This is a genomic window from Streptomyces sp. SudanB5_2050 (assembly GCF_964272335.1).
Lineage (GTDB): Bacteria > Actinomycetota > Actinomycetes > Streptomycetales > Streptomycetaceae > Streptomyces > Streptomyces rochei.
Window position 1 is genome coordinate 1,497,297 of sequence record NZ_OZ186760.1, and the last position, 25,588, is coordinate 1,522,884.

Below are 25,588 nucleotides of genomic sequence, written 5' to 3' on the forward strand. Positions count from 1 at the left end.
AGTCTTCGGGTAGTCGGGAAGCGGGCGGCGTTCGGCGGCGGGTGGGTGGTCAGGAGCCGTGGAACGGCAGGCCGGCGTCGGCCACCAGCTCCAGGTCGTCGGTCTCGTCGGCGGGCAGCAGCGTCGCCGTGCCGTCGGTGACGGGGACGATGCCCAGGTCCAGCAGCTCGGCCATGGCGGCGCTGCCCGCCATGTCGCGCACCTGGAGCTGGTAGCGGGCCGTGGTGCGGTACGTGCCGCCGTTGTCGTCGCCGGTGCGCTGGAGGAAGCCGGACTCGGTGAGGAAGGCGGCGGCCTTGCCGACGATGCCGGTGGTGGAGCCGGGCAGTCTGCGGGCGTCCTTGGTGGCGCCGGTGGAGCTGCGTCTGGCCCAGATCCGCCAGGCGGCCTCCAGACCGGGCGCGTCGGTGGCCGGGTCGGTGTTCTCGCCCTGCTCCTCCGCCCGCTCCTCCAGGCGCCGGCAGGCCTGGCGGACGAAGGCGTCCACTCCGTTGACCGTGACCCGGCCGATGTAGCCGTCGTCGGCGAGGTCCTCGGGCCGCGGGTACGCCATGGCGGCCACGGCGAGGTGGGCGAGGCCGTGCAGGAAGCGGTCGCCGGAGTCGGTGGCGGCGCGGCGCGCGTAGTCGCCCATCCGGACGGCGAACACCGAGTCCTCGGCCGCGGTGACGGCCATGCCCGCGCGCGGGGACACCTCCAGGACGACCAGTCCGAGGCCGGCGGCCACGGCGTCGGCGAGGCGGGCGAAGGGCGGGTCCTCGCGGTAGCGGCGCAGCAGGTCGGCGTACTCCTGGTCGCGGGCGGGGAGCAGCTTGGGCTGGAGGCCGAAGGCGACGAGCCGCGCCGCGTCGGCGGCGTCGGCGGGCGTGACGGCCGCGGTGGCCGGTGTGGCGTCCGCCTCCGGTTCGCTCGCGTCGACGTGCTCGGTCACGGTCGGGTCTCCTCGCTGTGCTGGTGCTGGTGCTGGTGCTGGTGTGGCTCAGGGGCTTGGGGCTGCCCGGGGCATTGGTGCCGCCGGCGGGTTCTCATGCCGCCTCCGTGCGGTCGGCGGCCATTCCGGCGGCGTCCAGCAGAGCCGTGCCGACGATGAGGTCGGCGCCGCCGAACTCCGGGTCGTCCAGCTCGGTGCCGTCGTCCACGGCGAACAGCAGCTTGGGCTCGCCCTGTCGGTAGGCGGTGCCGACCGGCGGGCTGGCGGCGTGGACGGCGAGCAGGGCGACCAGGTAGGGCAGGTCGGGGTCCTGGGCGCGGGCGTCGGCCAGCAGCCCGGAGAGCCGCCGCGGGGCGTCGTGCGGCAGGTCGAGCAGCTCCATGGCGGCGGCGAGCTGCTCCTCGCTGAAGCGGCTGTCGTCCGGGGTGGCGATCAGATCGGGCTCGGGCATCTCGGCGCCGAGGTGCTCCCGTTCCACGGGCGGGGTCAGGAGTATGTCGACGAGGTCGCCGACCCGGACGGAGACGGGCGTGCGCAGCCCGGTGCCGCGGGCGAAGAAGGCGTCGGTGACGCGGAGCCCCTGCTCCAGGGGGAGCGGCAGGACGGGGGCGACGAGGTGGCCGTACAGGTCCAGGCCGGAGGTCGTCAGGGGGGTGCCGAAGGCCTGCCGGTCCTGCTCGGCGCGGAAGAGCGGGCCGGCCTCCAGGAGGCGGGACTGGAGCTGGGTGTGGCGGCGGATGCAGTCCTTGACGATGTCGACCAGCTCGGCCGCGCGGCGCTTGTGCTCGGGCTCCTCGGACTCGTCCCGGGCCTTGCGGATGTTGGTGAGGATCGCGTTCTCGTGCCGGTACCGGTCGGCGACGTGCTCCAGGGCCTCGGCGATCATGTCGGGGACGGCGGTGAGCCAGTCGACCGCCCGGACGTTGCGCCGGGTGGCGTCCAGGGCCTTGCGGAGGGTCTCCGAGTACTGCACGGTCCGGTACCGGGCCTGCTCGGCGGCGAGCTGGGCGTCGGCGAGCCGGCCGCGGCTGATCAGCACCTCCAGCTTGACCTCGGCGGCGATCTGGGCGCTGGTGACGTCGGTGTCCAGGGCGCCGACGAGGACGTTGACCGCCTCGTCGGTGGTGCGCAGATAGACGGTGCCGCCGGGGCCGGGGACCTCCTCCAGCAGCTTGAAGTCGTAGTCACGGCGCACATAGGTGCCGTCCGGCCCGAACGTGCCGTAGACCGCGCGGAAACCGCGGTCGACGCTGCCGACGTTGATCAGGTTCTCCAGGACCCAGCGGGCCACCCGCTCGTGCTCGGCGGCGGGCCGCGCCGGGGCCTGTGCGGCCACCCGCGGGACGAGCCGGGCGACGATCTGGTCGTGGTCGGCGCCGGTGTCGAAGTCCATGTTGAGCGTGACGAGGTCGATGGCGGCGAGGGCGACCTCCGCCATGCCGTACACCGAGTACTCACCCGCGAGGTTGGCCTTGCGCGCATCGAGGTCGTGCAGCGGCGCGGTGCAGGCGAGCGCGCGCAGCCGCCGCGCCAGCCCCTCGTCGGCGGCCGGGCCCGGGGCGGGGCGCGGCCCCGCGCTGAGCTGGGGCGGAACGCTGTCCGTCGATGCAGGCGAAGTCACGGTGCACAGACTAGGTCCTCGGTCCGACAACGACCCAAACGGCGCAGATGCGCCCCGACGCGACAGGCCCCGCCCCGGCTGGCGCCCGGCGAGAGAGAGCCCTCCCGGCGGCCGGGGACCGGGCGGACGGCCGGTCCCCGGCAGACGACGACCCGGCAGTCGGAGGCCCGGTGGACGAGCGGAGCGGCGGACGGAGGCCCGTTGGACCGGCGGTCCGGCGGACGGAGGCCCGTTGGACCGGCGGTCCGGCGGGCGGAAGCCCGCTGGACAGGCAGTCCGGCGGACGGAGGCCCGGCGGACGGAGGCCCGCTGGACATGCGGGTCCGGCGGACGGAAGCCCGGTGGACGGCCGTTACCGGCGCCAGGGGCTACGCCTCGTCCCCCACCCGCCGCAGATAGACCTCCACGACCCGCTTCAGGGAGTCGTCGAGGTAGACGGCGAGCAGCCGGGCGGCCGTCTCGCGCTCGCCGGCGCGCAGGGTGTCGAGGATCTCCGCGTTGCGCGCGATGTAGGGCTCGTGCAGGCGCCGCGGGTCGTCCACCACGTGGAAGGCGAGCCGCAGTTCGGCGAAGACGCTGCGCATGAGTTCGTCGGTGCGTTCGCTGCCGGCGAGGGCCACCAGCTCCCGGTGGAAGTGGATGTTGGCCGTACCCACGCTTTTCCAGTCACCTTCGCCGGCCGACCGGCGACCGTCCTCGACGGCCTCGGCGAGCCCGTCCAGCGCGTACGGGGGCTCCCCGAGGCCCCGGACGACGGCGCACTCGACGAGGGAGCGGGTGCGGTAGATGTCCTCGACGTCCTCGACGGTCAGGACCCGGACGAAGACGCCCCGGTTCAGCTCGTGGACCAGCAGGCGTTCGTGCGTGAGCAGCCGGAACGACTCGCGCAGGGTGTTGCGGGAGACCCCGAGCGCGCCGCCGATGCTGTCCTCGGACAACCGGGTCCCGGGCGGGAAGTACCCCTCGGCGATGCGGCTCCTGAGGATGTCCGAGACCCGCTCCGCGGTGCTGGTCCGTCCGAGGAGGGCGCGATCGTCCGCCAGTCCCGTCAACTGCTCTGCCATGCCCGGAATTCAATCGCAGATGCCAGAACGAAACAACAGGGGTATTGAGGGATCGTTGAACGATCCTCTACGGTGCCCTCAAGTGCCGTACGGCGCCCGCTCCCTCACGGCGCCGCCGCACCGACCCGCTCAGTCTCCAAGCACCCTCCGTCCTCCCCCTGTGAGGTGCCCCATGAGCACACCCCCTCCTCCCCCACCGGCCGTGTCCGCCGCCGCGACCACCGCGGGTACCGGCCGACCGCCCTCGGAAGACGGCCCGTTCGGCTGGCTGCGCGCCCTCGGCCCGCGGGGCCGCCGGGCCTTCGGCGGCGCGTTCGGCGGCTACGCGCTCGACTCCTACGACTACTTCACGCTGCCGCTCACCATGGTCGCCCTGTCCGCCTACTTCGGCCTGGACAGCGGCCGGACGGGCCTGCTCACGACCGTCACGCTGGTCGTCTCCGCCGTCGGCGGCGCCCTCGCGGGCGTCCTGGCCGACCGCGTCGGCCGGGTCAAGGCGCTGCTGCTCACCGTCATCACGTACGCAGTGTTCACGGTGGCCTGCGGCTTCGCGCCCAACTACGAGACGCTGCTGGTCTTCCGCGCCCTCCAGGGCCTCGGCTTCGGCGGTGAGTGGGCGGTCGGCGCGATCCTGGTCGCCGAGTACGCGAGCGCCCGGCACCGGGGGCGCACGCTCGGCGCGATCCAGAGTTCCTGGGCCGTGGGGTGGGCGCTCGCGGTGCTCGTCTACACCCTGGTGTTCTCGCTGGTCGACGACGACCTGGCCTGGCGCGTGATGTTCTGGACCGGCGCGCTGCCCGCGCTGCTCGTGGTCTGGGTGCGGCGCAGCGTCCACGACGCGCCGAAGGCCACCGAGGTCCGCCGACAGGGCGCGGGCAAGGGCTCGTTCGCGGCGATCTTCCGGCCGGGCACCGCGTCCGCGCCGGGCCTGCTGCGCGTGACGCTCTTCGCGAGCCTGCTGTCCACCGGTGTCCAGGGCGGCTACTACACCCTCGCCACCTGGGTGCCGACGTACCTCAAGGACGAGCGCGACCTGTCGGTGGTGGGCACCGGCGGCTATCTGACGTTCCTGATCTCCGGCGCCTTCATCGGGTACCTGACCGGCGGCTATCTCACCGACCGGCTGGGCCGCAGGCGCAACATCTGGCTCTTCGCCCTGCTGTCGGCCTGCTGCATCGTGGCGTACGCGAACATCCCGAGCGGGGCCGACACCCTGCTCCTGGTGCTCGGTTTCCCGCTCGGCTTCTGCATGTCGGCCATCTTCAGCGGCTTCGGCTCGTACCTGAGCGAGCTGTACCCGACGGCGGTGCGGGGCGCGGGCCAGGGATTCACCTACAACACCGGTCGCGCCGTGGGCGCCGTCTTCCCGACGACGGTCGGCTTCCTGGCCGACGGCTGGGGCGTGGGCGGCGCGCTGGTGTTCGGCGCCCTCGGCTACGGCATCGCGGCGCTGGCTCTGCTGGGGCTGCCCGAGACGCGTGGAAGGGAACTGACGTGAAGCACTCGCACCCCGTGGCCCCGGTGGCCCCCGTGGCCCCCGTGGCCGCGGACCGACCCGTCGTCCTCGTCGACGAGCAGGCGCACGCGTGGAGCCCCAGGACGGCCCGCTCCCGCTTCCGGCAGGGGCTGACCGGCCCCACGGCCGGGGTGGCGGCCGGCCACACCCAGGCCAACCTGATCGCGGTGCCCGCCGACTGGGCGTACGACATGCTGCTCTTCTGCACCCGCAATCCGCAGCCCTGCCCCGTGCTCGACGTCACGGACGCCGGGTCGTGGACCACCGCGCTCGCCGACGGCGCCGACCTGCGCACCGATCTGCCGCGCTACCGGGTGTGGCGGGACGGTGAGTTGGTGGAGGAGCCGACGGACGTACGGGCGCACTGGCGGGACGACCTGGTGTCGTTCCTGATCGGGTGCAGCTTCACCTTCGAGTGGGCGCTGTCCGCGGCGGGCGTCCCGATCCGCCATGTCGAACAGGGCCGCAACGTGCCGATGTTCGTCACCAGCCGGCAGTGCCGTCCGGCGGGGCGGCTGCGCGGGCCGATGGTCGTGTCGATGCGTCCGGTGCCGCCCGCGCACCTGGACGCGGCGATCCGCGAGACCGGTCTGCTCCCGGCGGTGCACGGCAGCCCGGTGCACTGCGGCGATCCGTCGGCGCTCGGCATCGGCGACCTGGGCCGGCCGGACTTCGGCGATCCGGTGCAGGCCCAGCCGGGCGACATCCCGGTCTTCTGGGCCTGCGGCGTGACCCCGCAGGCCGCGGTGATGGCGTCGCGCCCGCCCTTCGCCCTCACCCACGCACCGGGGCAGATGTTCCTCACCGATGCCCGGGACGAGCAGTACCGGGTGGTGTGAGGACCGGGCGGTGTGAAGGACCGGATAATCCCCCGGCCCGGATGGTCCGAAGGCCCGGAGACCCCGAGGCGGGGCGCGGAGCGGAGACACTGGAGACATGACCTCGATCGACCTCAACGCCGATCTCGGCGAGGGCTTCGGCCGCTGGCGGCTCACCGACGACGAGGGCCTGCTCTCGGCCGTCACCAGCGCCAACGTGGCGTGCGGCTTCCACGCCGGGGACCCGGCCACCATGCGGCGGGTGTGCGAGCTGGCCGTCGCGCGGGGCGTGACGGTCGGCGCCCAGGTCTCCTACCGGGACCTGGCGGGCTTCGGACGGCGCGCCATGGACGTGCCGTCCGCCGAGCTGGCGGCCGAGGTGGCCTACCAGATCGGCGCCCTGGACGTCTTCGCCCGGGCCGCGGGCACGCGCGTGGCGTACGTCAAGCCGCACGGGGCCCTCTACCACCGGGTGGTGCGCGACGAGGCGCAGGCGGCGGCGGTGGTCGACGGGGTGCTGCTGGCGGGCGGCGCGCTGCCCGTGCTGGGGCTGCCCGGCTCGCGCCTGCTGGAGCTGGCCGGCCGTGCCGGGCTGCCGGTCGTCGCGGAGGCGTTCGCCGACCGCGCGTACACGGACGAGGGCACGCTCGTCCCGCGCGGTCAGGACGGCGCGGTGGTGGCCGACCCGGACGCCGTGGTGGAGCGCTCGGTGGCGCTGGCCGTCTCCGGCGCGGTCGTCGCCCGCTCGGGGACGCGGGTCGAGGTCCGCGCGCGTTCCCTGTGCGTGCACGGTGACACGCCCGGCGCGGTGGAACTGGCGCGGCGCGTCCGGCGGCGGCTGGAGGCGTCCGGTGTGCGGGTGGGGGCCTTCGCGTGAACGTCCTGCGGGTCGGTGACGACGCCCTGCTCGTCGAGGTCGCCTCGGGCGACGAGGCGGAGGCGCTGCGGGCGGAGTTGCTGCGGCGCCGCGCGGAGGGTTCGCTCGCGGCCCGGGAGATCGTCCCGGCGGCCCGTACCGTCCTCCTCGACGGTCTCGCCGACCCGGCCGGGGTGGCCCGCGAACTGACCGCCGCCGAGGTGCCCGCCGCTCCCCCGCGCACCGGGGACGTCGTCGAGATCCCGGTCCGCTACGACGGTCCGGACCTCGCCGACGTGGCCGCGCACTGGGGGGTCGCGGAGCGGGAGGTGGCGCGCATCCACGCGGGGACCGAGTTCCGGGTCGCCTTCTGCGGCTTCGCGCCCGGCTTCGGCTACCTGACCGGTCTGCCCGCGCGGTACGACGTCCCCCGGCGGGCCGCTCCGCGCACGGCCGTCCCGGCCGGTTCGGTGGCGCTGGCGGGCCCGTACACCGGGGTGTACCCGCGTTCGTCGCCGGGCGGCTGGCAGCTGATCGGCACGACGGAGGCGGTGCTGTGGGACCACACGCGCGTCCCGGCGGCGCTGCTGTCGCCCGGCACGCGTGTGCGGTTCGTTCCCCGCGGGCACCGGGGGGACCCATGACCGACCGGGCGCTCGCCGTCGTCCGGGCCGGCGCCCTGACGACCGTGCAGGACCGGGGCCGGCCCGGTCACGCGCACGTGGGGGTGCCCCGCTCCGGGGCGCTCGACGCTCCGGCGGCGGCGCTGGTCAACCGGCTGGTCGGCAATCCGCCGGGCGCGGCCGTCCTGGAGACCACGCTGACCGGGTGCGCGCTGCGCCCGCGGTGCCCGGTGACGGTGGCGGTCGGCGGCGCCCCCTGCCGGGTGACGGTGGACGGCCGGCCGGTGCCCTGGGGTGCGCCGGTCGACGTGCCGGCCGGGGCGCTGCTGGACGTCGGGGCCGCCGAGGCCGGCGTGCGCGCCTACGTCGGCGTCTCGGGCGGCGTCCTCGTCGAACCGGTCCTCGGCAGCCGCTCCACCGACCTGCTCTCGGGGCTGGGTCCGCCTCCGCTGGCGGACGGCACGGTACTGCCGCTGGGGCGGCCGGGCGAGCCGCCCGCACGCGTGGACGTCGCCCCGCAGCCGGCGCCCGCGGCCGAGCTGGTCCTGCGGGTGACACCGGGCCCGCGCGCCGACTGGTTCACTCCCGAGGCGCTGCGGGTGTTCACGACCCTGCCCTACCGGGTGTCGTCCGCGAGCAACCGCATCGGGCTGCGCCTGGACGGCCCCGCCCTGCCCCGCTCCCGCACCGGGGAGCTGCCCAGCGAGGGCATGGTGCTGGGCGCGGTGCAGGTGCCGCCCGAGGGCGGGCCGGTGGTGTTCCTGGCCGACCACCCGACGACGGGCGGCTACCCGGTGATCGGCGTCGTCCGCGCCGCCGACCTGCCGGCTGCGGCACAGGCGGCGCCCGGAACACCGGTGCGCTTCACGGCGGTACGCAGACGCTGACCGACGGCGCGGGCGGACCGGGCGGCACACCCGCGCCGGTCGTCACGCCGCCTCGGGCCGTTCCGTCGCCGACAGGGCGGCGAGGGCGGCGGCGACCGCGGCGGACGCGCGCAGGTCGAGGCGGGTGCTCGTGCCGCGCGCGCGGTGGCGCAGCTCGTCGGCGGCCAGGGTCAGGAGCTGGGGCAGCAGGTCGACGCAGCGCCGGGCCACCCAGCCCGTACCGGCGGTGGCCAGCCACCACAGGCTCGCCGGTCCGGTGGGGGCCGGGGACCCGTGGTCGGGTGAGGGCGCGGGCCCCGTGGCGGCGCCGCGCTCGGCGAGCAGGGCGTGGAAGCGCAGCGCGAGCTGCCGGTGGCCCCCTTCGCCGGGGTGCAGCCGGTCCGCGCTCCACATCACCCGGTCGGTGACCCACTCGCCCTCGCACGCGTGCAGGTGCACGGCCCCGTACCGCTCGGAGAGGGCGTGCACCACCGCGTTGACCGCCCGCTGCCGCCTGGCCAGCGGCCGGGCCAGCACGCCCGGCAGCCCGAGCATCGTCCCGGGGTCCGGCAGACAGGCGGTGAGCAGCAGCGCCCCCTGCCCGGTGAACGCGGAGTACACCGTGTCGAGGCGGGCGGCGACCTCCCCCACGTCGAAGGTGCCGCGCAGGGTGTCGTTGACGCCGACGACGACGGAGACGACGTCGGGGCGCAGGGCGAGCCCCGCGGGGAGCTGACGCGCGGCCACGTCGGAGGTCTGCGCCCCGCTGACGGCGAGGTTGGTGAACTCCACGGGCTCCTCGGCCAGCCCGGCGGCCAGCAGCGCGGCCCATCCGCGCCACCGGCCCCCGACCCGGACCCCGGTGCGGCTCCCGCTCCCGCTCCCGACCGGATCGCCGACCCCCTCGGTCAGCGAGTCACCGAGCGCCACGAACCGGACGCGTCTCATGACACGGCCTCCGGCAGCACGGGCCGGGTGGGCACCGCCGCGTCGTGCGCGTCCAGGAACGCCCTGACCGCCGTGTCCCAGCCGAAGCACTCCGCACGCGCGCGTGCCGCCTCCCGCCGGTCCCGCTCCCCGCGCTCCAGCAGCCGGGCCACCGCGTCGGCGAACGCCTCCCCGTGGTCGGCGGCGACGGCCCCGGCGGAGCCGATGACCTCCGGCAGCGCCGACGACGCGCTCGCCACCACGGGCGTCCCGCACGCCATCGCCTCCAGCGCGGCCAGTCCGAAGGTCTCGGCCGGTCCGGGCGCCAGGCACACGTCGGCGGACGCCTGGAGCGCTGCGAGCAGACCGCGGTCGGCGACGTGTCCGAGGAAGGTCACCGGCAGCCCCTGCTCCCGCGCCCGCTGCTCCAGCCGCGCGCGCAACGGCCCGTCCCCGGCCACCACCAGCACCGGGCGCGCCCCTCGCCGCCGCAGCGCCGCCAGCGCGTCGAGCGCCGTGCCCGGCCGCTTCTCCACGGAGAGCCGCGAGCACATCACCAGCAGGGTCTCGTCCCCGCGTGCGTAGCCGGCGCGCAGCCCCGGATCACGCAGGCCGGGGTGGCGTCCGGTCAGGTCGACGCCGAGCGGGGCTCGTACGACGTTGCGGGCTCCGACGCGGACGAACTCCCGCTCGGCGAACTCCGTCGTGCACACCACCCGCGCGTAGGTGTGCGCGGTACGGATGTTCAGGGCGTCGGCGGTGCGCCGTGCCGTCCGCTCGGGCAGGCCCCAGGTGCGCAGCACCCCGTCGGCGGTCTCGTGCGAGACCATCACGGCGGGGACCCTGGCCCGGCGGGCCCACTTGCCGGTCCAGCGCAGCGTGGTGCGGTCCGAGACCTCCAGGCGGTCGGGGGCCAGGTCCTCTAGCAGGGCGGCCACGCGCCGCTTGTCGGTCAGCACGCGGTAGCCGCCGGTGCCCGGGAGCAGAGGCCCGGGGAGGGTGATCACCCTCCCCTGCTCGGTCTCCCGGTCGTCGGCCCGCTCACCGGGAACGACGAGGACGGGGTGGTGGCCGGCGGCCCGGTAGCCCTTGCCCAGCTCGCGCAGCGCGGTGCGCAGGCCGCCGGACGCGGGGGCGACGAAGTTGGCGAGCCGGACGATCCGCAGCGCGTTCATGCCGCGAGCACCGCCTTCCGTGAGGCGAGGACGTCCGTGTAGTGCCCGATCAGCCGGTCGCCCACGGCCGCCCAGGTGCGGCCCTCGACGGCCGCCCGCCCGGCGGCGCCGTAGGCGGCCCGCAGCGCGGGGTCCTCGGCCAGCGACCGGACCGCGCCCCGTACGGCGGCGGCGTCGTGGGGCGGCACCAGCATCCCGGTGCGGCCGTGGGCGACCAGGTCGAGGGGGCCGCCCGCGGCGGGGGCGACGACGGGGACGCCGCTCGCCATGGCCTCCTGCACCGTCTGGCAGAACGTCTCGAAGGGGCCGGTGTGCGCGAAGACGTCCAGGGAGGCGAAGACGCGGGCGAGTGCGTCACCGGTACGGCGGCCCAGGAAGACCGCGCCCGGCAGTGCCTGCTCCAGGCCGGCCGGCTGGGCCCGTCCCCGACGACCACCACGCGCACGCCGTCCAGCCCGCAGACCCCGGACAGCAGCTCCACCCGCTTCTCGGGAGCGAGCCGGCCGACGTAGCCGACGATCAGCTCGCCGTTCGGGGCGAGTTCGCGGCGCAGCGCCTCGTCGCGCCGGTCGGGCCGGAAGCGGTCGGTGTCCACCCCGCGCGGCCACCGGGCCACCCGGGGCACGCCGTGCGCCTCGAGGTCGCGCAGGGCCGCGCTCGACGGCGCGAGGGTGAGGTCGGCGGCACCGTGCACGGAGCGGATGCGCCGCCAGGCCGCCGCCTCCCCCGCCCCCATGTAGGTACGGGCGTATCCGGCGAGGTCGGTCTGGTAGACGGCCACCGCGGGGACGCCCAGCCGGGCGGCGGCGGCCATGCCCCGCACGCCGAGGACGAACGGGCTGGCCAGGTGGACGATGTCGGCGCGGTGTCCGGCGATCGCGGCCGCCAGGCGCCGGCTGGGGAGGGCGACGCGGACCTGGGGGTACCCGGGGAGCGGGAGGGAGGGGATCCGGACGAGGGGGCACGGCGCGGAGGTGTCCGGGCCGTTGCCGGGTGCGGTGGCCGGAGCGACGACCACGCAGTCGTGACCGCGGTCGACGAGGTGCCGGGCGGTCTGGAGCGTGCAGTGGGCCACGCCGTTCACATCGGGGGGAAAGGATTCGGTCACGATGACGACACGCATACGGGTGTTGTCGCCGTGCTGGACGTGCTCGCGTCAACGTCGATCTTTCGGGGCGAGGAACGTCCCGTGAGCGTTGCCCCGCCCACCCCGCGAGTCGGACTCAGGCCACATCCGCCGTGCCGACGGGCCATCCGTCGTTCAGACGGGCCATCCGTCGTTCACACGGGACGGCCGACCGCACGGGACGGCCGGCGTCCGGCTTCGGGCCGGGCGCCCGGACATCGACCGGCGTGCTCGGCGCAACGACCGGGGCCGTCGGCGTCCGTCCCGCTCACGCACCGGGCCACCGCCACCCCCGCCGTGCGCCCACGAGGCCCGTGCGGCGGGGGCGGTGGTGCCCCGCGCGCGGCCCTCGCGAACCGCTCACACCGCGGGCGCGTCCGGGCCGAAGCGGCTGCGTACGGCGGTTTGGACCTCGTCCTCCTCGGCCGGATCGGCGGCCAGTCTGCGCAGCCTCTCGACGACGCGGTTGTCACCGGTCTCGGCGTGGCGGGCGGCCACTTCGCGGGTGGTCTCCTCACAGTCCCAGAGGCATTCGATGGCGAAGCCGGCGGCGAAGGAGGGGTCGGTCGCGGCCAGCGCCCGGGCGGCACGGCCGCGCAGGTGGGAGGAGGCGGTCTCGCGGTAGATGTGGCGCAGCACCGGGGCCGCGCAGGCGATGCCGAGGCGTCCGGCGCCGTCGACGAGGGTCCACAGGGTCGGCGCGTCCGGGCCCTCGCCGCGGATCGCCTCCCGCAGGGCGCCGAGGACCAGGTCACGGTCGCGCGCCCCGCCCGGCAGGCCAGCACGCGTCCGGCGGCGGCGCCCAGCGCGTCGGGCCGGTGGACCCAGCCGCGCGCCCGGTCGACGGCGGCGAGGCTGCGCATGCGCTCGAAGGCGGAGACCGCGCCCTCCACGACCGCCGTCGAGCCGGTGGCCACCGCGGCCTCGATCAGGTCGAGGGCCTCCGGATCATTGCCGTCGGCGAGATGGCGCAGGGCCGTGCAGCGGGCGCCCTCGCCGCCCGACCGGGCCGCCTCGACGATCTCGGGCCGGTCCTCGGGGCCCGCCACGGCCGTGAGGCAGCGAGCGGCGGGCACATGGAGGGCCACGCCGCGCTCGACGCCCTGGTCGGCCCAGTCGAGCACGGCCCGCACGCTCCACCCCGGACGCGGCCCGCTGGAACTCAGCTGCCGCTGCCATCGGTCGAAACTGCCCGCCTCCTGGGCGGCCCGCACACGCGCGGCGACCGATTCACGCGGATCGTCGGCCCACAGGCGCCAGGGCCGGGGTTCGAAGGCGTCCCGCACGGCGGCGGCCAGCTCGGCGTCGCCCTCGGCGTCGCGCGGGAAGCGGGCCAGGACGGGCAGGGCGAGCGAGCGCAGCCCGGCGTCGTCGTCGCGCAGCGCCAGTTCGTCCAGCGCCCACGCCCAGTTGACGCCGTGGGCGGCGTACCGGCGCAGCAGGTGGAGCGCGTCCAGCCTGCCGTAGGAGGCGAGGTGACCGAGGACGGCGAGGGCCAGCCCGGTGCGCGACTCGTCGGAGTCCAGGACGTCCTCGGGGTCGAAGAGATGGGCCTCGACGGCGTCCAGCTCACCGTTCAGGTCGAGATAGAGGCGGGCGTAGTAGAGGGAGCGGTTCTCGACCTGCCAGTCGTGCCGGGGGTCGTGGACCACGCAGTGGTTCAGGGCCGCGAGCGCTTCGGCGCGCGGAGCGGTGAGCGCGTGCAGCGTGCCGTCGCCGCGACCCCGCTGAAGCAGGCCGAGCAGCGTACCGCTGGGCGCTATGACCGGATCGAACATGGGAAACAGCCTCACATCAAGCGTCGACGCAACCGGGGAGCACGCGTTACCTGGCCGTGCGCCAACACGTCGAAGCGCCCGCCGTCTCTTGCTTGCTGAAGACCATGTTCCTCTGCCTCTCGTCGGTGGCCCCTGCGGGCCGTGTCACGGCCCGCGCGGTGCGGCAACACCTGCCCAGCCATCACGTCCGTGAACCACGTCGTCATGATGGCCCGGCGGTCACATCTGCCGCGACCGAAATTTCGGCGGCCCTGTACCGCCTCCCCCGTTTTCCGTGTTCTGCCTGGTCAGAATGGGCGGAGCGGGCGCCGGTCAGCCCCGTCCCCGCCTCCGGTCACTGGGCGCCGAACAGCTCCAGCAGCTCCGTCCGGGCGAACATCCGCGCCGTGTCGACGGCGGACGGAGTGCCCGCGGACGGGTCCGCGCCGGCCTCCAGGAGCGCCTTCGTCACTTCCGTCTCACCCTTGAAGGCGGCCCCGGCGAGTGGCGTCTGACCCCGGTCGTTGACGCGGTCCGGCTCGGCGCCACGCGCCAGCAGGGCGCGCACCGCGTCGGCGTGGCCGTGGTAGGCGGCGAGCATGACGAGGGAGTCCCCGCGGTCGTTGGTGAGGTTGGCCGGGACACCGGCGTCCACATAGGCCACCAGCTCCTCCGTCCGCCCCTGCCGGGCCAGATCGAAGATCTTGGTCGCCAGCTCCACGACCTCGGGGTCGGGGGCTTCAGTCATCGGCCGGACCACCTCTCACTACGAACGTCGCGCAGCGCGCGCGTTGGGGACTGCGGGTGCGCACGGCCGCGAGCGGAGCGGCCGTACGAGTGAATCGCCAGGGTACTGGCTGTCGCGGCACCCGGGCCGAAGTGCCGGAGGTAAAGATCGGCAAGGAACCGGCAGCGCGCAACCGCACTGCTCAACCGGCCCAGTCACGCCTACCCCGCCCGGGGCAACTTCGCCGAAATTCCCCCATTTGCACCTTTTATCGTACGGATACATCCTGTGAGCCTGGAAGTACTCATGGTGACTGTCCCCGCGAACCAGGAGAACTCACATGATCCTCTCGATCTCAGGCGTGGTCCTGCTCGGCATCGTCGTCTTCATCTTCTTCCGCAAGGACGGCCTCAAGGCCTCGCACGCGCTGGTAGCGGTCCTGTTCGGCTTCTACCTCGCGTCCACGGCCATCGCCCCGAGCATCAAGGCGGGCGGCGAGAGCCTGGCGGGCCTGCTCGGCGGAATCAAGTTCTGAGGCCCCCACGCACCGCCCGACATCCGCACGCACGCACTTCCAGGAGGCAGCAGTGGCCCGGCGGCCCCTCCCCCGCATTCTGAGCAACGGCGGCGCACAGCTCGCCCGGAGCCGGGAGCTGGCCCGGACGGCGGCCGACAGCGCCACCGACGTCCTCCAGCCGCTGATCACCATCGCCCGCGGCCTGCGCCGACTGGCCGCGGCCGCGCGGCGCAGGTGGTCCGAGACCCCCAAGGACCGGCGCGGCGCGCTGCTCTTCCTGGCGGCCTCGGTGGTCCTGGTCGTGGCGCTCGTGCCGTACGGTCCGCTGCTCGCCGCCGTCGTCCTGATGGCGGCGGCGGCCTGGCAGGGCCGGGACCGCACCCCGCCCGCGCCGGAAGGCCCCGACGACTCGCAGTCCCAGCGTCTGCGGTCCCTCTACGAGGCGCTGGTCCCGTACTTCTCGCTCGCCGAGGACCCCGACCCCCTGTACGCCCACGGCGGCGCGTGGGAGAGGGCGTTCCCGGCCTACGACTTCGACGACGCCGGCCGCTTCGCCCATCTGGTGATCCGCTACCCCGCGCACTTCACCGACGGGGAGGCGGAGGCCCGGACCCGCATCGAGCACCTGCTCACGGCCAAGGCGGGCCGGGGCCGGGAGTACCGCTTCACGTGGAACGAGGAGGCCAACCACCTCACCGTGGACGTGCTCGCGGCGCTGCCCACCGACATCGCCGCGCAGCGCTTCGTGACGGCGCCCGGCGAGACCGTCCTCGGCTTCACCGACCCCACCGGCGTCCAACGCACCCTCCCGCTCACCCACGGCGAGGAGAAGCGCGACGTGCCGCCGGTCGTCTGGCGCACCGGCGTCCGCTCCACGGAACCCCACCTCCTCGTCCTCGGGCAGCCCGGCACCGGCACGTCCACCCTGCTGCGGTCAATCGCGCTCCAGGCGCTGCACCACGGCGACCTGCTGATCGTCGACGGCGGCGGCACCGGCGAGTACGCCTGCCTGGTCGGCCGGGACGGCGTGCTGGCCGTCGAGTGCGGCCTCACCGGGGCCCTGACCAGCCTGGAATGGGCCGCCGCCGAGACGGAGCGCAGGCTGATCGCCGTCAACCGCGCCCGGCAGGAGGGCGAGGCCCCGCCCGAGGACGCCAGGCGGCCGCTGTGGATCTTCCTGGACCGCCCCGGCGCCTTCTCCCACCTGGCCGCCGCCGACGGGCGCAGGGACCCGCAGTCCCTGCTCCAGGTCCCGCTGCGGCACGGCCGTGCCGCGAGCGTGACGGTGGTCGTCGCCGAGCAGCTGGACGCCCTGGACGGCCTCGGCGACGCGGTACGGCAGCACACCCGCGCGCGTGTCGTGCTCGGCCCCGCGACGGCCGACGAACTGACGGCCGCGCTCGGGGCTCCGCCGCGCACCACGCCCGTCGACCAGGTCCCGCCGGGCCGGGGCTACGCCCGCCTGGGCACCGGCCCCGTGCACCGCCTCCAGGTCCCGGCCACCCCGGATCCTTACGACGACGCGACGAGCGAGGCCCACCGCCAGGCGGTACTGGACCTGCTCCCGCCGCGCACCACACCGGCGGACGGCGAACGGGCACCGGTGCCGGTGGAGGCGGAGGCGGAGGCGGTGAGGGAGAGGGAGATGGAGTCGAAGCTTCAAGAACTGGGGAACCTCGACAAACTCGACAAACTCGAGAAGCTCGACGAACTCGACAAGTTGGAGAAGCTCGAGAAGCTGGAGAAGCCGGCCGAGAAGACCTCCGCCGAGAAGGAGGAGGAGCCGGCCGAGCCCACACCGAAGACGCGCCGGACGGACGCCGAGCCCGTGGCGGTCGCCGCGGAGGCGGCGCCGAGGGAGGCGGCCGCGGCGGCGGAACCGGCCGCGCCCGAGACGGTCGCCGCCAAGGCGGTCGCGGCGGAGTCCTCCTGACCGACACCGGCCGCCTGACGCACGCGCACGAGCCCCGCCCGCACCCCGGGCGGGGCTTTTCGCCGTACCGGACGCCGGAGCCGGACCGACGCCGGGGCCGTATCGGACACCGGGGCCGGACGGCCCCGAAGGTGCCCCGCTAGGCCACGAACGTCCGCGGCGGCTCCCCGCCCCCGGCGCCGCCGTTCTCCACCAGCCGGGCCGCGGCGGCCAGGCGCACCGCCGCCTCCTCGGCCACCGCGCCGCCGACGGTGAACGGGAGCCGGACATAGCCCTCGAAGGCCCCGTCGACCCCGAACCGCGGCCCGGACGGGACCCGCACGCCGACCCGCTCCCCCGCCTCGGCGAGCCGCGAGCCCGAGAGGCCGCCGGTCCGCACCCAGAGGGTGAGCCCGCCGCGCGGCACCTCGAAGTCCCAGTCGGGCAGCTCGCGGCGGACCGCCGCCACCAGCTCGTCCCGGTTCTGCCGGGCCTGCTCGCGCCGCACCTGGACGGCCTGCTCCCAGCCGCCGGTGCTGAACAGCCAGTTCACGGCCAGCTGCTCCAGCACGGGTGTGCCCAGGTCGGCGTAGGCCCGCGCGGCGACCAGGCTGCGGATCACGTCGGGCGCGGCCCGGACCCAGCCGATGCGCATCCCGGCCCAGAACGCCTTGCTGGCAGAGCCGACGGTGACGACCGTGGAGCCGGCCGGGTCGAAGGCGCACACCGGGCGCGGCATCTCGACCTCGTCGTCCAGCCACAGCTCGCTCATCGTCTCGTCGGCCACCAGCACCGTCCCCGCCGAGCGGGCCGCGTCCACCAGCCGCCGCCGCTGGTCGTCGTCGGCGAGCGCGCCGGTGGGGTTGTGGAAGTCGGCGACGACGTAGGCGATGCGCGGCGCGGCGTCCCGCAGCACCTGGCGCCAGCGGTCCAGGTCCCAGCCGGTGAGCCCCTCCGCCATCGCGACCGGGACCAGCCGGGCCCCCGCCTCGCGCATCAGCTGGAGGATGTTGGCGTACGAGGGCGACTCCACGGCGATGCGCTCGCCGCGGCCGCCGAAGAGGTGGCAGATGGCGTCGATCGCGCCCATCGCCCCGGTGGTCACCATGATCTGCTCGGGCATGGTCGGGATGCCGCGCGCGGTGTAGCGCTCGGCGATCATCGCGCGCAGGGCCGGCAGACCGGCCGGATAGTCGCCGTGGGTGTGCGCGTAGGGGGGCAGCTCCTCCAGCGCGCCCTGCACGGCGCGGGTCAGCCAGGGTTCGGGCGCGGGGAGGGCCGCGCAGCCGAGGTCGATCATCGAACCGAGGGCCTCGGGCGGCAGCGGTTCGAGACCGCGCGCCGGCAACGGGTTCCCGGCCGGCACCGCCGTCCAGCTGCCCGCGCCGCGCCGGGACTCCAGGAAGCCTTCGGCGCGCAGCGCCTCGTACGCGGCGGCGACGGTGGTGCGGCTGACGGTCAGCGCCAGGGCCAGCTCGCGCTCGGCGGGCAGCCTGGCGGCGACCGGCACGCGCCCCTCCAGGACCAGCAGCCGGATGCCGTCGGCGAGCGCCCGGTAGGCCGGGGGGCGACGGGTGCCGGGCCCGGCGGGGCGGTCCTGCTGGGAGCCGAGCAGCCGGGCGAGCTGTCCGGCCCCCACGGCCGAGGTCCACTGCGCCATGGAAATCAGTCCACCTTCCCGGAATTGGCCATGGTTGACCCTGCCTCTCACGCCACAGGGTGTCATGCAGCAGGCCACTACCACCACACAGGGGGGCTCGTCTTGTCCAGCCGACCCAGTCGACCCGGCCGACCCGGCCCATCCGGTCACCTCGCCCGCCGGCTCACCCAGCTCTACGGCGGCCTGGTGCTCTACGGCGCCAGTTCGGCGCTCCTCGTCCGGTCCGGGCTCGGTCTGGAGCCGTGGAACGTGCTGCACCAGGGCCTCGCCGAACGCACGGGTCTGTCGATGGGCGTGGTGCTGACCGTCGTGGGCGCTCTGGTGCTGCTGCTGTGGATCCCGCTGCGCCAGCGGCCGGGCCTCGGCACGGTCTCGAACGTGCTGGTGATCGGCGCCGCGATGGACGCGACGCTGGCCGTGGTGCCCGACGCCCACGGCTGGACGCTGCGGATCGCCGTGCTGGTGGCGGGGATCGTCCTCAACGGCGCGGCCACCGGGCTGTACATCGCCGCGCGTTTCGGTCCCGGTCCGCGCGACGGACTGATGACCGGGCTGAACCGGCGCACGGGACTGTCGGTGCGCCTGGTGCGCACGGCCGTCGAGATCACCGTCGTCGTGACGGGTTTCGCCCTCGGCGGCACGGTCGGCGTCGGCACCCTCCTGTACGCCGTGTCGATCGGCCCGCTCGCCCAGGTGTTCCTGCGCGTGTTCGCCGTCCCGGCGGCATCCGACGGCAGCACGGTGGTTGCCGCAGGTCAACCCCGGCGCGCGATACTGCGTCGGTGACCACGCCGATACCCCGTCCGCGCCACCCCTACCTCGACCATCCCGGTCCGATCGCCTTCGCCCACCGGGGCGGGGCGGCGGACGGCCTGGAGAACACGCTGCGGCAGTTCCGGCGCGCGGTCGAGGCGGGTTACCGCTACATCGAGACCGACGTGCACGCCACCCGGGACGGGAAGCTCGTCGCCTTCCACGACGCGACCCTGGACCGGGTGACGGACGGGGCCGGGCGGATCGCCGACCTCACGTGGGAGACGGTGCGCCGCGCGCGGGTGGCGGGCCGGGAGCCGGTGCCGCTGTTCGAGGACCTGCTGGCGGCCTTCCCCGACGTGCGCTGGAACGTCGACGTGAAGGCGGAGCCCGCGCTGGCGCCCCTGCTGGAGCTGATCGGGCGGACGGACGCCTGGGACCGGGTCTGCGTCGGTTCCTTCTCCGAGGCGCGTGTGGTGCGCGCCCAGCGCCTGGCCGGGCCGCGTCTGGCCACCTCGTACGGCACCAGGGGCGTGCTCAACCTGCGGCTGCGGTCCTGGGGCGTGCCGGCGGCGCCGCGCCGTTCGGCGGTGGCCGCGCAGGTGCCCGAGGCGCAGTCGGGCATCCAGGTCGTGGACCGCCGCTTCGTCCGCGCGGCCCACGCGCGCGGGCTCCAGGTGCACGTCTGGACGGTGAACGATCCCGGCCGCATGCACCGGCTCCTGGACCTGGGCGTGGATGGCATCATGACCGATCACATCGACACACTGCGCAAGGTCATGGAGGACCGGGGCGTCTGGGTCTGAGGTCCCGGCCCGTCCCCGGGGGCGGTGCGCGGGCACGGGGAAGCGAGGGCACGGGTGGGCACCGACACCCTGCGGACGGACGCGGCCGACGACGCCGCCGGCCGACGGCGCGAGCAGCGCGGCTGGTACTTCTACGACTGGGCGTGCTCGGTCTACTCGACCAGCGTGGTCACCGTGTTCCTGGGGCCCTACCTGACCTCGGTCGCCCGGGCGGCGGCGGACGCGGACGGGTACGTGCACCCGCTGGGCGTACCCGTGCGCGCCGGGTCGTTCTTCGCCTACTCGGTGTCCCTGTCGGTGATCGTGGCGGTGCTGGTGATGCCCCTGGTGGGCGCCGCCGCCGACCGCTCGGGCCGCAAGAAGCCGCTGCTGGCCGCCGCCGCGTACACCGGCGCCGCGGCCACCACCGGGATGTTCTTCCTGGACGGCGACCGCTATCTGCTGGGCGGCCTGCTGCTGGTCGTGGCGAACGCCGCGCAGTCCGTGGCGATGATGCTCTACAACTCCTACCTGCCCCAGATCGCCCCGCCCGAGGAGCGTGACGCGGTCTCCTCGCGCGGGTGGGCCTTCGGCTACGCGGCCGGGGCCCTGGTCCTCGTCGCCAACCTGGTCCTCTACACCGGCCACGACTCCTTCGGGCTGACCGAGAGCGAGGCGGTCCGCGTCTGCCTGGCCTCCGCCGGACTGTGGTGGGGCGCGTTCGCGCTCGTCCCGCTGCGGCGGCTGCGCGACCGCCGTGCCCCCGCGCGGGAGGGCTCCGCCCTGCCCGGGTTCCGGCAGCTCGCCGCGACCGTCCGCGACATGCGGCGCCACCCGCTGACCCTGGCGTTCCTGCTGGCCTATCTCGTCTACAACGACGGCATCCAGACGGTGATCTCCCAGGCGTCCGTGTACGGCTCCGAGGAACTGGGCCTCGGCCAGTCCACGCTCATCGTGGCGGTGCTGCTGGTCCAGGTGCTCGCGGTGGCGGGCGCCCTGGCGCTGGGGCGGCTGGCGCGGAGGTACGGGGCCAAGCGGACGATCCTCGGGTCACTGGTCGCCTGGACGGTGACGCTGGCGGCCGGGTACTTCCTGCCGGCCGGGGCGCCGGGCTGGTTCTTCGCGCTAGCCGCCGGGATCGGGCTGGTCCTCGGCGGCAGCCAGGCGCTGTCCCGCTCCCTGTTCTCCCATCTGGTCCCGCCCGGCAAGGAGGCCGAGTACTTCGCGGCGTACGAGCTGAGCGACCGCGGGATGAGCTGGCTGGGGCCGCTGCTGTTCGGGCTCACCTACCAGCTGACGGGGAGCTACCGCGACGCGATCGTCTCGCTGGTGGCGTTCTTCGTCATCGGTTTCGCGCTGCTCGCGCGGGTGCCGGTGCGCCGGGCGATCGGCGACGCGGGCAACCCGGTACCCGAAAGGATTTAGCACTCGGCGCGAAAGGGCTGTAGTGTACGCGTTTGGCCTGCCAGGCGTACCGTTACTGCGCGTCAAAGGTGCCGAATCGCTATGTCACACCTGCCAGCAGAGGTGACAAACCGGACGTCGGCGGGTACTGCACTGGTTGCAAGGCTGCGGCTGCGACGGCGACGCAGGGCCCGGATCGGGAGTCGGGACGGGAATCTTTACCGCCGCCCGGACGTTGACCGGATGACGACGACAGCGACACCTGTCCTGTGGGCGACAAGCCCGGGAGGCACGATTCATGAGTGAGCGAGCTCTTCGCGGCACGCGCCTCGTGGTGACCAGCTACGAGACGGACCGCGGCATCGACCTGGCCCCGCGCCAGGCCGTGGAGTACGCATGCGAGAAGGGGCACCGGTTCGAGATGCCCTTCTCGGTCGAGGCGGAGATCCCGCCGGAGTGGGAGTGCAAGGTCTGCGGGGCCCAGGCACTCCTGGTGGACGGCGACGGCCCTGAGGAGAAGAAGGCCAAGCCCGCGCGTACACACTGGGACATGCTGATGGAGCGGCGCACCCGCGAGGAACTCGAAGAGGTCCTCGAGGAGCGGCTGGCGGTTCTGCGCTCCGGCGCGATGAACATCGCGGTGCACCCGCGAGACAGCCGCAAGAGTGCGTGACAAAGGTGCGTGACGGGAAACCGTAGACGACACATCGACAACACCGCGGGTGCCGTACGTGATCTCACGTACGGCACCCGCGGTTTTGCCGTGCCGCCGGGTCCCGGCGCGCCGACGGGCGCGCACGGGCGCGTGGACCGGCCCCCGGCGCGCCTGCGGAGCGCTCAGTGCGTCAGCGGTGGGCGGGGTCCCTGCGGGGCGTCGCCCGGCTCGTCCCGGACGACCTCGCCCTGGACGACCTTGCCGTCCGGCCGGTGCATGCGGGCCTGGCGGAAGGCGTCGCCCAGCGTGCCCGGACCGGCCTCGCGGAGCTTGCGCTCCACCGTCCGCTCCGCATAGCGGCTCACCGCCTTCTGGACGGGGGGCAGCAGCATGAGCAGGCCCAGCGCGTCCGAGATCAGGCCGGGGATGACGATGAGCAGGCCGCCCAGCATCATCAGACCGTTGCCCTCGCTGTTGCCGCCCGGCACGGCTCCGGGCATGACGCCGGACTGCTGCTGCCGGACGGTCTCCTGGAGGCTGCGGAAGGCGCGGCGGCCGGCCGCCTTGATCACCACGGACCCGAGGACGACGCCCGCCACCAGCAGCAGGAAGACCACGAACCCGCTGGAGGCGCCCGCCACCACGGTCAGCAGCCAGATCTCCAGCACCAGCCACGCGGCGAAGCCCAGCGGCAGGAACGTGCGCAGCCTGGAGCGCGGGGGCCGGGCGGGGGACCTGGGGGTCTGAGCGCCAGTCGTCATGCTTCCAGTGTGCCTGGCCCCGGCTCAGCGCGGCATAAGGGGGCGATCAGCCCTTCTCCTCCGTGGACCGCGCCGGCCCGTCGGGGGTGTCCACCGGGCGCTCGGGCTGCCGGTCGCGGCCGAGGACCTTGCCGACCCGCTCCCCCACACCCCACGTGGTGACCCGCCACAGCGCCTCCACGAGGATGTCGCGGCTCATCTTCGAGTCACCGTGCTCGCGCTCGACGAACGTGATCGGCACCTCGACGACGTGGTAGCCGGCCTTGATCGCCCGGCGGGCGAGGTCGACCTGGAAGCAGTACCCCTGGGAGGCCACCTCGTCCAGGCCCAGCCCCTCCAGCGTCTCGCGGCGGAAGGCCCGGTAGCCGCCTGTGATGTCGCGCAGCGGCAGGTCCAGCGCGAGGCGCGAGTACATGCTGCCGCCGCGGGAGATGAACTCGCGGGACTTGGGCCAGTTCACCACCCGGCCGCCGGGCACCCAGCGGGAGCCCAGCACCAGGTCGGCGCCCTTGAGGGCGGTCAGCAGACGGGGCAGCTCCTCGGGCTGGTGCGAGCCGTCGGCGTCCATCTCGATCAACACGCCGTAGCCGTGCTCCAGTCCCCAGCGGAAGCCCGCGAGGTAGGCGGCGCCCAGTCCTTCCTTGCCCTTGCGGTGCAGGACCTGGACGTGGTCGTCCTCGGCCGCCAGTTCGTCGGCGAGCTTGCCGGTGCCGTCGGGGCTGTTGTCGTCGGCCACCAGGACGTGCGCCTCGGGGACCGCCTCGCGCACGCGCGAGACGATCGCCTTGATGTTCTCCGCCTCGTTGTAGGTCGGGATGATCACCAAGGCCGTGCCCAGGGGACCGAACCGCCTCCCCTGCCCCGCCGCCGCGGGCGTCCCGTCGCCGTCGTTCACCGCTGTCCCTTCGAGTCCGTACGCAGAGGACCACCATAATGGCCACGGCCTGCGGTGACGTGACAGGACGTCCGCAAAGGGGTGTTGTTTTCCCCGGGCCGGGGTAGGGATAGGCGATTCGGGACCGTTTGCACGGCGGATGGGGGCCCGGCGCCCTTCGGGCCGACCCGGGACCCGCCGGCTGCGGGTCGACCTAGGCCGTTGTCTACTGAGCGCCCGGGCCCCACCCGGGTCACACCTCCCGACCGTCCGGAACGTTCCGTCGTCACGGCGCGAGCGCTGAGCCTGGCTCCCAGTGGCGGTGCCCCGGTGCGGCACACCGTCCCTGACCCAGCGGCGCCGCGACGCGCGCGCGGAGGCTTCCCCGGTCGGGCGTCCGGTGGTGGACCCGGCCGAACCTACCGGCCCCCCGCCGTCGCCTGTCAACAGTCGTTCGACCTGCGACTTCCCTGCCAATGCGCAGGTCAGCGCGGAGGATGCGCAGGTCGCGGACGGGAGAAGATCATCGCCCCGTCGGCCGCGTGGATCACTCGCCCGGCCGTACGAACACCGTCCGGCCGCCCACCACGGTGCGCAGGCAGACCGGCAGGTCACCGCCCGGAGTCAGGTCGGGCAGCCCGGGCGTGCCGGAGCGCGGGTCGGTCGACCAGCGGGCCACCCGGTCGTCGGGGGCCTGGACCACGAGCGCGCCCGTGCGCCACACGGCGTAGTCGGCGGGTGCGCCCGGCACCAGGACGCCCGCGTCGTCGCGCCCGATCGCCCGCCAGCCGCCGCGCGTGTGCGCGGTGAAGGCCGCCCGGACGGAGACGCGGTGCTCGGGCGTGCGGTGGAAGGCCGCGGCCCGGACGGTCCCCCACGGGTCGAGGGGCGTGACCGGGCTGTCGGAGCCGAAGGCGAGCGGGACCCCGGCGCGCAGCAGGGCCGCGTAGGGGTTGAGGGTGCGGGCCCGTTCGGCGCCCAGGCGCCGGGCGTACATGCCGTCCTCGCCGCCCCACAGGGCGTCGAAGGCGGGCTGGACGGAGGCGGTCAGGCCCAGCTCGGCGAAGGCCGCGATGTGTTCGGGGGTGAGCATCTCGGCGTGTTCCACGCGGTGTCGGGCGGCGCGGACCCGGGCGAGGCCGAGCTTGTCGGCGGCGGCGCGCACCCCCCGGACCACGGCGGTGACGGCGGCGTCGCCGATGGCGTGGAAGCCCGCCTGGAGGCCGGCCTCGGTGCAGGTGACGACATGGGCGGCGACGGCGTCGGCGTCCAGGTAGGCGGTGCCGGTGTGTCCGGCGTCGGCGTACGGCTCGTGCAGGCAGGCGGTGTGCGAGCCGAGGGCGCCGTCGACGAAGAGGTCACCGGCGGCGCCGACCGCGCCCAGCTCGCGCGCCTTGTCGACGTCCTGTTCGGCCCAGTAGCCGATCACGCGCGGGCCGGGCTCCGAGGCCGCCAGCCGCAGCAGCCCGGTGAGGTCGTCCTCGGAGGAGATGTCCGGGCCTGCGCATTCGTGAACGGTTCCGATGCCGAGGGAGGCGGCGTGCGCGAGGGCGGCGCGCTGGGCCTCGGTGCGCTGGGCGGGGGCGAGGGCCCCGAGGGCGGCGGCGCGCACGGCGTGGTGGGCGTCGGCGGTGAGCGGGCCGTCCGCACGGGTGACGTCGCCGGGGACGAGGTCGAGCAGGGCGGTGGTGACGACGGCCGAGTGGACGTCGATGCGGCTGAGGTAGAGGGGGCGCCCACCGGTGGCCTCGTCCAGCTCGGCGCGGGTCGGGGGCTGCCCGTCGGGCCACCGGGAGGCGTCCCAGCCGTGGCCGAGGAGCACCCGGTCCGCCGGGCGGGCCGCGGCGAAGTCGCGGACGAGGGCGAGGGCGGCCTCGCGGGTGGGGGCGCCGGTAAGGTCCAGGCCGGTGAGGGCGAGGCCGGTGGACGTCGTGTGCACGTGTGCGTCGGTGAACGCCGGGGTGACCAGGGCGCCGTCCAGGTCGATCACCTCGTCCACGCCGTCGGCGAAGGCGTCCGCGGCGCCCTCGGAGCCGACCCAGGCGACCTGGCCGCGTTCGACGACCATCGCCGTCGCGAAGGGGTCGGCGGGACTGTGCACCTCGCCGCGGCGCAGCAGGACGGTGGTGGACGCGGTGGACGAGGCGGTGGACTCACTCATGGAGACCAGTCTCGCCCCTCGCGGGGCGCGCCCGGCACGCAGGTCGCCCCTGTACGGGTCACGGGCGGCCCGTACGGCCACGCTCCCGTCGCGCCGGTC

The 25,588-nt window shown here is 74.9% G+C and carries 21 protein-coding genes and 2 pseudogenes; 11 read left to right on the forward strand and 12 right to left on the reverse strand.

Annotated elements, in window-relative coordinates:
• Positions 1-49: 49 nt before the first annotated feature.
• From ACFZP7_RS06565 to ACFZP7_RS06575, 3 genes are all read right to left on the reverse strand, one after another.
• Entirely contained in the window at positions 50-931 is an 882-nt protein-coding gene (locus tag ACFZP7_RS06565) for a hypothetical protein (protein WP_046248592.1), read from the reverse strand.
• Positions 932-1,025: 94 nt separating this feature from the next.
• Complete coding sequence (locus ACFZP7_RS06570) at positions 1,026-2,552, reverse strand: membrane protein (RefSeq protein ID WP_031016422.1); 1,527 nt, start codon at positions 2,550-2,552, stop codon at positions 1,026-1,028.
• A 368-nt stretch (positions 2,553-2,920) separates the two neighbouring features.
• Positions 2,921-3,616: a GntR family transcriptional regulator gene (locus tag ACFZP7_RS06575; protein ID WP_019325001.1), complete on the reverse strand. Its 696-nt coding sequence runs from the start codon at positions 3,614-3,616 to the stop codon at positions 2,921-2,923.
• A 172-nt stretch (positions 3,617-3,788) separates the two neighbouring features.
• Between ACFZP7_RS06575 and ACFZP7_RS06580 the strand changes: the two genes are divergently transcribed.
• The 5 genes from ACFZP7_RS06580 to ACFZP7_RS06600 all read left to right on the forward strand — a co-directional run bounded on the left by ACFZP7_RS06580 (position 3,789) and on the right by ACFZP7_RS06600 (position 8,316).
• Positions 3,789-5,114 carry an MFS transporter gene (locus tag ACFZP7_RS06580; RefSeq protein ID WP_030973056.1) on the forward strand — a complete coding sequence of 442 codons (1,326 nt, stop codon included), beginning with the start codon at positions 3,789-3,791 and terminating at the stop codon, positions 5,112-5,114.
• A 23-nt stretch (positions 5,115-5,137) separates the two neighbouring features.
• Entirely contained in the window at positions 5,138-5,971 is an 834-nt protein-coding gene (locus tag ACFZP7_RS06585; RefSeq protein WP_385638362.1) for a putative hydro-lyase, read from the forward strand.
• Positions 5,972-6,068: 97 nt separating this feature from the next.
• A complete protein-coding gene (locus ACFZP7_RS06590; RefSeq protein WP_385634072.1) occupies positions 6,069-6,827 on the forward strand; it encodes a LamB/YcsF family protein in 759 nt (252 codons plus the stop codon).
• On the forward strand, positions 6,824-7,450 hold the full coding sequence (locus ACFZP7_RS06595) for an allophanate hydrolase subunit 1 (RefSeq protein WP_030973061.1): 627 nt from the start codon (positions 6,824-6,826) through the stop codon (positions 7,448-7,450). The genes ACFZP7_RS06590 and ACFZP7_RS06595 overlap by 4 nt, the downstream gene beginning before the upstream one ends.
• Positions 7,447-8,316, forward strand: a complete 870-nt coding sequence (locus ACFZP7_RS06600; protein ID WP_019325007.1) for a biotin-dependent carboxyltransferase family protein — start codon at positions 7,447-7,449, stop codon at positions 8,314-8,316. Before ACFZP7_RS06595 ends, ACFZP7_RS06600 begins: the two co-directional genes overlap by 4 nt.
• A gap of 42 nt (positions 8,317-8,358) precedes the next feature.
• On the opposite strand, the gene ACFZP7_RS06605 is transcribed toward ACFZP7_RS06600, so the two are convergent.
• From ACFZP7_RS06605 to ACFZP7_RS06625, 5 genes and pseudogenes are all read right to left on the reverse strand, one after another.
• Positions 8,359-9,243 (reverse strand): SGNH/GDSL hydrolase family protein, encoded by an 885-nt coding sequence (locus tag ACFZP7_RS06605; RefSeq protein WP_385634073.1) that lies wholly within the window; start codon positions 9,241-9,243, stop codon positions 8,359-8,361.
• Positions 9,240-10,397, reverse strand: coding sequence for a glycosyltransferase (locus tag ACFZP7_RS06610; protein ID WP_385634074.1), 1,158 nt, complete (start codon positions 10,395-10,397; stop codon positions 9,240-9,242). The genes ACFZP7_RS06605 and ACFZP7_RS06610 overlap by 4 nt, the downstream gene beginning before the upstream one ends.
• Positions 10,394-11,520: pseudogene (locus tag ACFZP7_RS06615) on the reverse strand (glycosyltransferase family 4 protein). The gene ACFZP7_RS06610 and the pseudogene ACFZP7_RS06615 overlap by 4 nt, the downstream one beginning before the upstream one ends.
• Positions 11,521-11,883: 363 nt before the next feature.
• A pseudogene (locus tag ACFZP7_RS06620) lies at positions 11,884-13,301 on the reverse strand (HEAT repeat domain-containing protein).
• Positions 13,302-13,635: 334 nt separating this feature from the next.
• A complete protein-coding gene (locus tag ACFZP7_RS06625) occupies positions 13,636-14,028 on the reverse strand; it encodes an ankyrin repeat domain-containing protein (RefSeq protein ID WP_019325012.1) in 393 nt (130 codons plus the stop codon).
• A 319-nt stretch (positions 14,029-14,347) separates the two neighbouring features.
• Between ACFZP7_RS06625 and ACFZP7_RS06630 the strand changes: the two genes are divergently transcribed.
• Together ACFZP7_RS06630 and ACFZP7_RS06635 are read left to right on the forward strand one after the other, a co-directional pair.
• Positions 14,348-14,542 carry a hypothetical protein gene (locus ACFZP7_RS06630; protein WP_003977410.1) on the forward strand — a complete coding sequence of 65 codons (195 nt, stop codon included), beginning with the start codon at positions 14,348-14,350 and terminating at the stop codon, positions 14,540-14,542.
• Positions 14,543-14,594: 52 nt separating this feature from the next.
• Positions 14,595-16,457: a hypothetical protein gene (locus ACFZP7_RS06635; RefSeq protein WP_385634075.1), complete on the forward strand. Its 1,863-nt coding sequence runs from the start codon at positions 14,595-14,597 to the stop codon at positions 16,455-16,457.
• A 139-nt stretch (positions 16,458-16,596) separates the two neighbouring features.
• On the opposite strand, the gene ACFZP7_RS06640 is transcribed toward ACFZP7_RS06635, so the two are convergent.
• Positions 16,597-18,096 carry a PLP-dependent aminotransferase family protein gene (locus ACFZP7_RS06640; RefSeq protein WP_031016451.1) on the reverse strand — a complete coding sequence of 500 codons (1,500 nt, stop codon included), beginning with the start codon at positions 18,094-18,096 and terminating at the stop codon, positions 16,597-16,599.
• A gap of 30 nt (positions 18,097-18,126) precedes the next feature.
• Here ACFZP7_RS06640 and ACFZP7_RS06645 point away from each other — a divergent pair, with 30 nt between their 5' ends.
• The 4 genes from ACFZP7_RS06645 to ACFZP7_RS06660 all read left to right on the forward strand — a co-directional run bounded on the left by ACFZP7_RS06645 (position 18,127) and on the right by ACFZP7_RS06660 (position 21,711).
• A complete protein-coding gene (locus ACFZP7_RS06645) occupies positions 18,127-18,882 on the forward strand; it encodes a YitT family protein (protein WP_374203492.1) in 756 nt (251 codons plus the stop codon).
• Positions 18,879-19,655 carry a glycerophosphodiester phosphodiesterase gene (locus ACFZP7_RS06650; RefSeq protein WP_127442983.1) on the forward strand — a complete coding sequence of 259 codons (777 nt, stop codon included), beginning with the start codon at positions 18,879-18,881 and terminating at the stop codon, positions 19,653-19,655. The genes ACFZP7_RS06645 and ACFZP7_RS06650 overlap by 4 nt, the downstream gene beginning before the upstream one ends.
• A 54-nt stretch (positions 19,656-19,709) precedes the next feature.
• Positions 19,710-21,059, forward strand: a complete 1,350-nt coding sequence (locus ACFZP7_RS06655; RefSeq protein ID WP_127439486.1) for an MFS transporter — start codon at positions 19,710-19,712, stop codon at positions 21,057-21,059.
• A gap of 277 nt (positions 21,060-21,336) precedes the next feature.
• A complete protein-coding gene (locus ACFZP7_RS06660; protein WP_003977404.1) occupies positions 21,337-21,711 on the forward strand; it encodes an RNA polymerase-binding protein RbpA in 375 nt (124 codons plus the stop codon).
• A gap of 164 nt (positions 21,712-21,875) precedes the next feature.
• On the opposite strand, the gene fxsA is transcribed toward ACFZP7_RS06660, so the two are convergent.
• The 3 genes from fxsA to ACFZP7_RS06675 all read right to left on the reverse strand — a co-directional run bounded on the left by fxsA (position 21,876) and on the right by ACFZP7_RS06675 (position 25,489).
• Positions 21,876-22,454, reverse strand: coding sequence for an FxsA family membrane protein (gene fxsA, locus ACFZP7_RS06665; protein ID WP_282392449.1), 579 nt, complete (start codon positions 22,452-22,454; stop codon positions 21,876-21,878).
• A 46-nt stretch (positions 22,455-22,500) separates the two neighbouring features.
• Positions 22,501-23,349 (reverse strand): polyprenol monophosphomannose synthase, encoded by an 849-nt coding sequence (locus ACFZP7_RS06670; RefSeq protein ID WP_019325019.1) that lies wholly within the window; start codon positions 23,347-23,349, stop codon positions 22,501-22,503.
• A 526-nt stretch (positions 23,350-23,875) separates the two neighbouring features.
• Positions 23,876-25,489 (reverse strand): amidohydrolase, encoded by a 1,614-nt coding sequence (locus tag ACFZP7_RS06675; RefSeq protein ID WP_019325020.1) that lies wholly within the window; start codon positions 25,487-25,489, stop codon positions 23,876-23,878.
• Positions 25,490-25,588: the final 99 nt, after the last annotated feature.